Genomic DNA, 8,661 nt, shown 5'->3' with positions numbered 1-8,661 from the left:
GCGAAGGCCTGATCGGCGTGCTGATGCCCACCAAGACCTCGCAGCGCTGGATCAACGACGGCGACGCCGTCAAGTCCCAGCTCGAGGCTCTGGGCTACACTGTCGACCTGCAATATGCGCAGGACGACATTCCGAACCAGCTCAGCCAGCTGGAAAACGAAATCACCAAGGGCCCGAAGGCGCTGATCATCGCTTCGATCGACGGCACCACGATGGGCGATGCGCTGCAGAAGGCGAATGACGCAGGCGTCGTCGTCGTCGCTTACGACCGCCTGATCAAGAAGACGCCAAATGTCGACTACTACACCACCTTCGACAATTTCGGCGTCGGCGTCATCCAGGCCAAATCGCTGCTCAAGGGCCTCGGCTATCCCGAGAAGAAGGGTCCGTTCAACATCGAGCTGTTCGGCGGTTCGCCGGACGACAACAATGCGTTCTTCTTCTATAACGGCGCCATGTCGGTTCTTCAGCCGCTGATCGACGACAAGACCCTCGTCGTGAAGTCCGGCCAGATGGGCATGGACAAGGTCGGCACGCTGCGCTGGCTGGCGGCAACCGCCCAGGCCCGCATGGACAATCTGCTCTCCGCCAACTACTCGGACGGCAGCCGCGTCGATGGCGTGCTCTCGCCCTATGACGGCCTGTCGCGCGGCATCATCGCTTCGCTGCGCGCCGTAGGCTACGGCACTGCCGATCAGCCATGGCCGGTCGTCACCGGACAGGACGCCGAGACCGCTTCGGTCAAAGCGATCATTGCCGGCGAACAGTATTCGACCGTGTTCAAGGACACCCGCGAACTCGCCAAGGCGACGGTCGAACTCGTCGACAAGGTGCTCTCGGGCGGCAAGCCGGAAGGTCTCGACACCACGACCTACAACAACGACGTCAAGGTCGTTCCCTCGATCCTGTTGACGCCGCATGACGTCGACAAGTCGAACTATCAGGCGCTGGTGGTCGACTCCGGCTACATCAAGGCCGAAGAACTGAAGTAATCGCGGTTACAAAGCCTGGGGTCCTGCGCAGGCAGGGCCCCTTTTCGTTGGCGAGCCAGCCCGGTATTGTTTGCGGACCTCGCAGGAGTGGTATTCTCAATGGCATCGACGATTTTGGAGATGCGCGACATCACCAAGACGTTTCCCGGCGTCAAGGCGCTGTCGAACGTCAAGCTCATGGTCGAGGAAGGCGAGATCCATGCCGTGGTCGGCGAGAACGGCGCCGGCAAATCTACGCTGATGAAGGTGCTGTCGGGCGTCTATCCGTCCGGCACCTATGACGGCCAGATCATCTATCGCGGCGATGAGTGCCATTTCAAAGGTATCCATGACAGCGAACGCAAGGGCATCGTCATCATCCATCAGGAGCTTGCGCTGGTGCCGATGTTGTCGATTGCCGAAAACATCTTTCTCGGCAACGAGCACGCCAGATACGGCGTCATCGACTGGAACGCCAACGAGACGCGCACCAGCGCCCTGCTCAAGAAGGTCGGCCTCAAGGAAGACCCCAACACGCTGATCACGAATATCGGCGTCGGCAAGCAGCAGCTGGTCGAGATCGCCAAGGCGCTCAGCAAGGAAGTGAAGTTGCTCATTCTCGACGAGCCGACCGCGAGCCTGTCCGAAAAGGACAGCCAGGCGCTGCTCGATCTGCTGCTCGAATTCAAGCGGCAGGGCATCACTTCGATCCTCATCTCGCACAAGCTCAACGAGGTGAACCGGGTCGCCGACAAGGTCACCATCATCCGTGACGGGCGGACCATCGAGACCCTGGCCAAGAAGGACATCTCGGAGGACCGCATCATTACCTCGATGGTCGGCCGTTCGCTCGACGACCGCTATCCGCCGCGCGAGCCGAAGATCGGCGAGACCGTTCTCGAAGTGAAAAACTGGTCGGTCTACCACCCCATCCATGCCGAGCGGCAGGTCATCAAGGGTATCAACCTCAACGCCCGCAAGGGCGAAGTGGTCGGCATTGCCGGGCTCATGGGCGCCGGCCGGACCGAGTTTGCGATGAGCCTGTTCGGCCGGTCCTATGGCCGTCGCATCACCGGCGAGGCGTTCCTTAACGGCAAGCCGATCGATGTCTCCTCGGTGAGCAAGGCGGTGGAACACGGCATCGCTTACGTTACCGAGGACCGCAAGACCTACGGTCTCAACTTGATCGACCATATCAAGCACAACATCACGCTGGCCAACCTGCCCGGCGTGTCGCGCCACGGCGTGATCGACGATTTGCGCGAGCTTTCGGTCGCCAATGATTATCGCGGCAGGACCAATATCCGCGCCTCGAGCGTCTACCAGATGACCGGCAACCTTTCTGGCGGAAATCAACAGAAGGTGGTGCTGTCGAAATGGCTGTTCGCCAATCCGGAAGTGCTGATTCTCGACGAGCCGACACGCGGTATCGACGTCGGTGCCAAGTATGAAATCTATACGATCATCGCGCGTCTCGCCTCCGAGGGTAAGGCAATCATCGTCATCTCGTCGGAAATGCCCGAACTGCTCGGCATCACCGACCGCATCTACGTCATGAACGAAGGACGCATCGTCGGCGAAATGGCGGCAAGCGACGCCAGCCAGGAAAAGATAATGCGCGCCATCGTCCGCGGAGAAGGAAAAGCATCATGAGCACCGAAAGCGCTCCCGGGCCGCAGACCGGCGTTGCCCAGGACTTACAACAGGGACCTCGCATTGCCGTCTCGGCGCTGGTCACCAACCTGCGCGAATACGGGTTGGTGCTGGCGTTGATCGCAATCATGGTGTTCTTCCAGTTCACCACGTCCGGAACGCTGTTCAAGCCGGTGAACCTCAGCAATCTGGTTCAGCAGAACAGCTTCATCATCGTGATGGCGCTGGGCATGCTTCTGGTGATCGTTTCGGGCCATATCGATCTCAGCGTCGGCTCCGTCGCCGGCTTCATCGGCGCACTGGCGGCGATGATGATGGTCATCTGGCCGCTTGGCCCATTGAGCAATCCGCTGGTGGTGTCGATCATCTGCCTGATCGTGGGTGGCGCGATCGGCGCGGCACAAGGCTACTGGATTGCCTATCATCGAATACCGAGCTTCATCGTCACACTGGCGGGCATGCTGATCTTCCGCGGCATCTGCCAGGCGCTGCTGGGTGGCGGGTCTTCCGTGGGGCCGCTCCCCGTCGGCTTCAAGGCGCTCAGTTCCGGCTTCATTCCGGACCTGATCGGCCCATTAACGCTGATACCGCCAACAGTGAACGCCGCCGGCAAAACCATTGTCGGCAGCGGCCTGACGCTGCACCTGACGACGATCGTGATCGGCCTCGTCGCCGTGCTCGCCTATGCCTATTTCGGGCTCAGGGCACGGCGCACCCGCGAGAAGCATGGCTACGAAGCCGAGCCCTTCTCGCTGTTCGTCGTCAAGACCCTGGTGATCAGCGCGCTGGCGCTGTTTCTCGTCTACCAATTCGCCACCTACAGGGGCCTTCCCATCGTTCTCATGGTGATGGGCGTGCTGATCGCGTTGTTCGTCTTCGTTACCAAACGCATGACCATCGGCCGCCGCATCTATGCGATGGGCGGCAATGCCAAGGCAGCTCAGCTATCGGGCATCAAGACCGAACGGCTGACGTTGATGGTGTTCATCAATATGGGCGTGCTGTCGGCACTCGGCGGCCTGATTATCGCTGCGCGCCTGGGGCAGGCTGTGCCGGCGGCCGGCCTCGGCAGCGAGCTCGACGTCATCGCCGCGGTGTTTATCGGTGGTGCTTCGGCGATGGGCGGCGTCGGCCAGGTCATCGGCGCGGTGGTCGGCGGTTTCATCATGGGCGTCATGAACAACGGCATGTCGATCATGGGCGTCAATGTCGACTGGCAGCAGGTGGTCAAAGGCCTGGTGCTGCTCGGCGCCGTCGTCTTCGACGTCTACAACAAGAACAAGGCTTGAGAGGCAACCAGGAAGCATACGGGTCACATCGCGGCGCTGCCGGGCGGCGCAAAGAAGTCCCCCGAGGGACCTGATCCGCGAGCGCAATCCGGACGAAGAATTTCAACCGAGGCGCGGACAGGGTCCGGGCCGCGCTGGGCAGGGTTTGCCGAGAAAGGCAGGCCAGGCCCGCAATTCAGAGAGGGTTACCATGCTGATCTCACAGATCCTCGACGACGCCGAGACGATCCGCGTCGTTGCCCGCAACGGCGGCAAGACCCGCGTCATCAACGGCGCCCGCAGCGTCTATTCGCTGGCGATGGAGGCCGCGCGCACCGGCAGCGGGCTTGTCGCCCTGATCGAGCGCAAGGGCTTCGGCGAAACCGTCGATCTCGACGCAGCCTACAAGAAGGGCCGGCTGCTGTCGCCGATCAACCATCCCGATCCGGCCCATCTCCATCTCACCGGCACCGGGCTGACGCATCTCGGCTCCGCCGCGACCCGCGATTCCATGCACAAGAAGCTCAGCACGGACGGCGAGGAACAGCTGACCGATTCCATGAAGATGTTCCGCATGGGGCTTGAGGGCGGCAAGCCGGCGAAGGGCCAGACCGGCGTGCAGCCGGAATGGTTCTACAAGGGCAACGGCACCATGGCAGTGGCGCCCGGGGCGGCGCTTATGTCGCCGGCCTTCGCCCAGGATGCCGGCGAGGAGCCGGAAATCGCCGGTATCTATGTGATCGGCGACGACGGCGCCCCGTTCCGCGTCGGCTTCACGCTGTCGAACGAGTTTTCCGACCACGTCACCGAGCGCGTGAACTATCTCTTCCTTGCCCATTCCAAGCTGCGCAACGCTTCGTTCGGGCCGGAGATCCTGATCGGCGATCTGCCGTCCGATATCCGCGGCGCTTCACGCATCCTGCGCGACGGCAAGCTGCTTTGGGAAAAGCCGTTCCTGTCGGGCGAGGCGAACATGTCGCACACCATTGGCAATCTCGAGCATCACCACTTCAAATACTCGGCCTTCCGCCAGCCGGGCGACGTGCATGTGCACATGTTCGGCACGGCGACGCTGTCCTTCGCCGACGGCATCAGGACCGAGGCCGGCGACGTGTTCGAAATCGAGGCCCAGGATTTCGGCCTGCCGCTGCGCAACCCGCTTGAAATCGAGCAGCCGGTGAAGGTGGCGGTGAAGGCGTTGTAAACTGGTGACAGAATTCAGGGGCGAAAGATGAACGGCCTGCGGATTGGCACTGTGTTCGTAAGTTTAGTCCTGTTCCTCGCCTATTTCTCCCCAGCGGCTTATAGCGCCGGACAATGCAGCGCAAAATCCTATCGCGAAGCCCGGATGTCGATGACTAACCGGCTTCTGGCCACCGGCTATTCGAAATCGCAAGTGAGCTTTCTGATGCGCAACGCGGATCGCATGACGTCCGCACTCCGCGCTGACAGAATGAACGACAATGGCAGAGCCTGCGGTATCGACTCCGCCAGGGCCCATGTGCTGGGATGTCTCGGCAAGCAGTTGTTCCCCTTGCAGTCCAGCTCAAGGGCCTCACTTGACGACGAGAAGCAAACCAGAGGATTTTGGGGGAAGAAGCGATTGGCAGTGCGAGAACTGCTCTTTATCGGTCAGTTTCATGGCTGCCTTGGCGCCGCGAAAGAATATCTGTTTCGCGGCTGACGTCTTGTTCGCGGCTGACGGCTTGCGAACAAGATCAGCGCGCGGCGCGGAAATGCTTGGACAGTTTCAGGCCCTGCGCCTGATAGTTCGAGCCGAGATCGGTGCCGTAGAGCGCTTGCGGCCGTTTCAGCATGTGCTCGTAGACTAGCCGTCCGACGATCTGGCCGTGGTCGAGGATGAACGGCACTTCATGGCTGCGTACCTCGAGCACCGCCCGGCTGCCGGTGCCGCCCGACGCCGAATGGCCGAAACCCGGGTCGAAGAAACCGGCATAATGGACGCGGAACTCGCCGACCAGCGGATCGAAGGGCGTCATTTCGGCGGCGTAGAGCGGCGGCACATGCACCGCCTCGCGCGACACCAGAATATAGAATTCGTCCGGATCGAGCACCAGCTCGCCGGCGCCGCTCTTGTAGAGCGGCTCCCAGAAATCGACGACATCCTGCGCGGCGCGCTTGTCGACGTCGACCAGGCCGGTGTGGTGCTTGCCGCGATAGCCGACCAGCCCATCCTTGTCGCCGTCGAGGTCGATCGACAGCGCGATGCCGCCGCCTGAGATGTTGGGCGGTTCGGTGGCGACCAGCATCTCGGCGCGATGCAGGTCGTGCAGCTCGCTTTCCGACAACAGCGCATTGCCGGTGCGGAACCTGATCTGCGACAGCCGCGAGCCGGTCCGCACCACAATCGGGAAAGTGCGCGGGCTGACCTCCAGATAGAGCGGGCCTTCATAGCCGGCGGCGATCTTGTCGAACTCGTGGCCACGGTCGGTCATCACCCGGGTAAAGATATCAAGCCGTCCGGTCGAGCTTTTCGGGTTGGCCGAAGCCGAAATATGCGCGGGCAGCGCCAGGCTTTCGAGCAGCGGCACGATGTAGACGCAGCCGGTTTCCAGCACGGCACCTTCGGCGAGGTTGACCTCGTGCAGCTTCAGCCGGTCGAGCTTATCGACAACCCTGTGGTCCGGGCCGGGCAAGAAGGAAGCACGCACCCGCCAGGCCTTGTCGCCGAGCCTGAGGTCAAGGCTGGCCGGCTGGATCTGATCGGCATCGAGCGTGCGCGGCGATTTCAGCGCGCCCGACTGGAACAGCGCGGAAATATCCTGATCGGGAAGAATGCCTGTCTGCCGCAAGGGTCTGGCTCCGTTCGAACGCCGGGCGAGGTCTTGTTCTGTCGCAGGTCCGACCGTGGACGCCTTTGGCACCTGCTTGGTACAACCCTCTTAATCATGCCGGCAATTGACGCAAGCGTGGCGCGGGTCTAAAGCTCGTTATCCCGTGGTGATTTGGCCGGTCGGCTTGCAGCCACGTTAAACAAGTCGCTAAAGGACCGTCGGGCCGCAAGGCCATATGGACCGGTTGCGACTTTCGCGACCGGTTTTTTGTTGTTTGGACCAATTTTGGTGTTTGGATAGAATGATGACCAAGAAGCGCGACTGGAAGCCTCAGACCGCACTCGTGCATGCCGGGACGCTGCGTTCCGGCTTCGGCGAGACCTCCGAGGCTATGTATCTCACCCAAGGCTATGTCTACGAGACGGCGCAAGCGGCGGAAGCCCGCTTCAAGGGTGAGGAGCCGGGCTTCATCTATTCGCGCTATGCCAACCCGACCGTCGACATGTTTGAAAAACGCATGTGCGCGCTGGAAGGCGCCGAGGACGCGCGCGCCACGGCATCCGGCATGGCGGCGGTGACGGCAGCACTGCTGTGCAGCGCCAAGGCGGGCGACCATATCGTCGCGGCGCGCGCGCTGTTCGGCTCCTGCCGCTGGGTGGTCGAGACGCTGGCACCGAAATACGGCATCGAGGCAACGCTGGTGGACGGCACCGACATCGCCAATTGGGAAAAAGCGGTTAGGCCCAATACCAAACTGTTCTTCCTGGAAAGCCCGACCAATCCGACGCTGGAGGTGGTCGACATCGCCGCCGTCGCGGCACTTGCCAATTCGATCAGCGCCAGGCTGATCGTCGACAACGTCTTCGCCACGCCCTTGCAGCAGAAACCCTTGCGGCTCGGCGCTCACATCGTCGTCTATTCGGCCACGAAGCATATTGACGGCCAGGGGCGCTGTCTTGGCGGCATCGTTCTGTCGGACAAGAAGTGGATCGACGAAAACTTGCATGACTATTTCCGTCACACCGGCCCCAGCCTCTCGCCTTTCAATGCCTGGACGCTGCTGAAAGGCCTGGAGACGCTGCCGATGCGCGTACGCCAGCAGACGGAAAGTGCCGGCCGCATCGCGGATTTCCTCGCCGAGCGCCCGCAAGTCGCCCGCGTCATCTATCCCGGCCGCGCCGACCACCCGCAAGCGGCCGTGGTCAAGAAGCAGATGTCGGGCGGCTCGACGCTGATCTGCCTGGATGTGAAGGGCGGCAAGCAGGCGGCCTTTGCTTTCCAGAACGCACTCGACATCGTGCTGATTTCCAACAATCTTGGTGATGCCAAGAGCCTGATCACCCATCCAGCGACGACGACGCACAAGAACTTGACCGATGAAGCGCGTGCCGAACTCGGCATCGGACCCGGAACGCTCAGGCTTTCCGTCGGCCTGGAGGACACCGACGACCTGCTCGAAGATATCGAGCAAGCGCTGAGAGCTGCCGGATAAGGGCTGGCCGAACAGAGGCGAGCGGGGACGCGCTGATCAGGCGCCGGACGGGGTCTCTTCCAGCTCCGCGACAGCCTTTGTCTGGATAGTCATCACGTTGCCGCGCCAGTCGACGGCGCCGCTCAGCCATCCGCGCGCCCAAATGGCGGGAAGCATCAGGTCTCGCGCCATCATCGCCGGGATAGTGCGCAGCGACAGGTGCCATCCCTTGGCCGAGGCCAAGACGCATTCCGGCAGGTAGGCCGCGACCAGCACGGCGATGGCGGTTGCCGGCAGGCTGACGCCGGCGTCAGCCGCGGCGATCAGCGCAAGCACCAGCGGCGGCGCCGCGCCGATCAGGATTTCGGGGGCAAAGAACAGAGCAAAGGTGACGCGGCGCAGCCGCGCCCAGCGCGCCTGCCGCGACCAGATCTCGCCAAGCGTGCGCCGGCCGAGCGGCTGTTCGAAGGGCGAAGCGACAAGATTGACCCGCAGTCCGAGCC

Annotated in this window: 7 protein-coding genes, 1 pseudogene and 1 riboswitch; of the genes and pseudogenes, 6 read left to right on the top strand and 2 right to left on the bottom strand. The window is 62.2% G+C overall.

All coding sequences use genetic code 11. The features are described from left to right. The 5 genes from chvE to E5W70_RS15490 all read left to right on the top strand — a co-directional run. Nucleotides 1-992: multiple monosaccharide ABC transporter substrate-binding protein (gene chvE, locus E5W70_RS15510; protein WP_292659529.1), on the top strand; the 992-nt coding region annotated here is incomplete at its 5' end. Nucleotides 993-1,091: 99 nt separating this feature from the next. After that, entirely contained in the window at nt 1,092-2,624 is a 1,533-nt protein-coding gene (gene mmsA, locus E5W70_RS15505; protein WP_292659527.1) for a multiple monosaccharide ABC transporter ATP-binding protein, read from the top strand. Then, complete coding sequence (mmsB, locus tag E5W70_RS15500; RefSeq protein ID WP_292659525.1) at nt 2,621-3,913, top strand: multiple monosaccharide ABC transporter permease; 1,293 nt, start codon at nt 2,621-2,623, stop codon at nt 3,911-3,913. Before mmsA ends, mmsB begins: the two co-directional genes overlap by 4 nt. Nucleotides 3,914-4,103: 190 nt before the next feature. Continuing rightward, nucleotides 4,104-5,096, top strand: a complete 993-nt coding sequence (gene araD1, locus E5W70_RS15495) for an AraD1 family protein (RefSeq protein ID WP_292659523.1) — start codon at nt 4,104-4,106, stop codon at nt 5,094-5,096. A gap of 27 nt (nt 5,097-5,123) precedes the next feature. Beyond that, nucleotides 5,124-5,576 (top strand): hypothetical protein, encoded by a 453-nt coding sequence (locus E5W70_RS15490; RefSeq protein ID WP_292659522.1) that lies wholly within the window; start codon nt 5,124-5,126, stop codon nt 5,574-5,576. Between the two features lie 34 nt (nt 5,577-5,610). Here the strand turns inward: E5W70_RS15490 and E5W70_RS15485 are convergent, their stop codons facing one another. Continuing rightward, nucleotides 5,611-6,705, bottom strand: a complete 1,095-nt coding sequence (locus tag E5W70_RS15485; RefSeq protein WP_292659520.1) for a 2'-deoxycytidine 5'-triphosphate deaminase — start codon at nt 6,703-6,705, stop codon at nt 5,611-5,613. Nucleotides 6,706-6,840: 135 nt separating this feature from the next. After that, a riboswitch (SAM riboswitch) is annotated at nt 6,841-6,918 on the top strand. 70 nt (nt 6,919-6,988) lie between these two features. Here E5W70_RS15485 and E5W70_RS15480 point away from each other — a divergent pair. Next, entirely contained in the window at nt 6,989-8,179 is a 1,191-nt protein-coding gene (locus tag E5W70_RS15480; protein ID WP_292659518.1) for an O-succinylhomoserine sulfhydrylase, read from the top strand. A 36-nt stretch (nt 8,180-8,215) separates the two neighbouring features. Here E5W70_RS15480 and E5W70_RS15475 read toward each other — a convergent pair. Further along, nucleotides 8,216-8,661: pseudogene (locus tag E5W70_RS15475) on the bottom strand (ceramide glucosyltransferase); the annotation flags it as partial.

The organism is Mesorhizobium sp. (genome assembly GCF_005063415.1).
Lineage (GTDB): Bacteria > Pseudomonadota > Alphaproteobacteria > Rhizobiales > Rhizobiaceae > Mesorhizobium.
The sequence above is the reverse complement of the archived record's forward strand: the minus strand, read 5'-3'. Positions and strand labels throughout refer to the sequence as shown.

Coding starts and splice junctions, on each gene's coding strand:
- mmsA (WP_292659527.1), top strand. CDS start 1,092: ATGGCATCGACGATTTTGGAGATGCGCGACATCACCAAGACGTTTCCC.
- mmsB (WP_292659525.1), top strand. CDS start 2,621: ATGAGCACCGAAAGCGCTCCCGGGCCGCAGACCGGCGTTGCCCAGGAC.
- araD1 (WP_292659523.1), top strand. CDS start 4,104: ATGCTGATCTCACAGATCCTCGACGACGCCGAGACGATCCGCGTCGTT.
- E5W70_RS15490 (WP_292659522.1), top strand. CDS start 5,124: ATGAACGGCCTGCGGATTGGCACTGTGTTCGTAAGTTTAGTCCTGTTC.
- E5W70_RS15480 (WP_292659518.1), top strand. CDS start 6,989: ATGATGACCAAGAAGCGCGACTGGAAGCCTCAGACCGCACTCGTGCAT.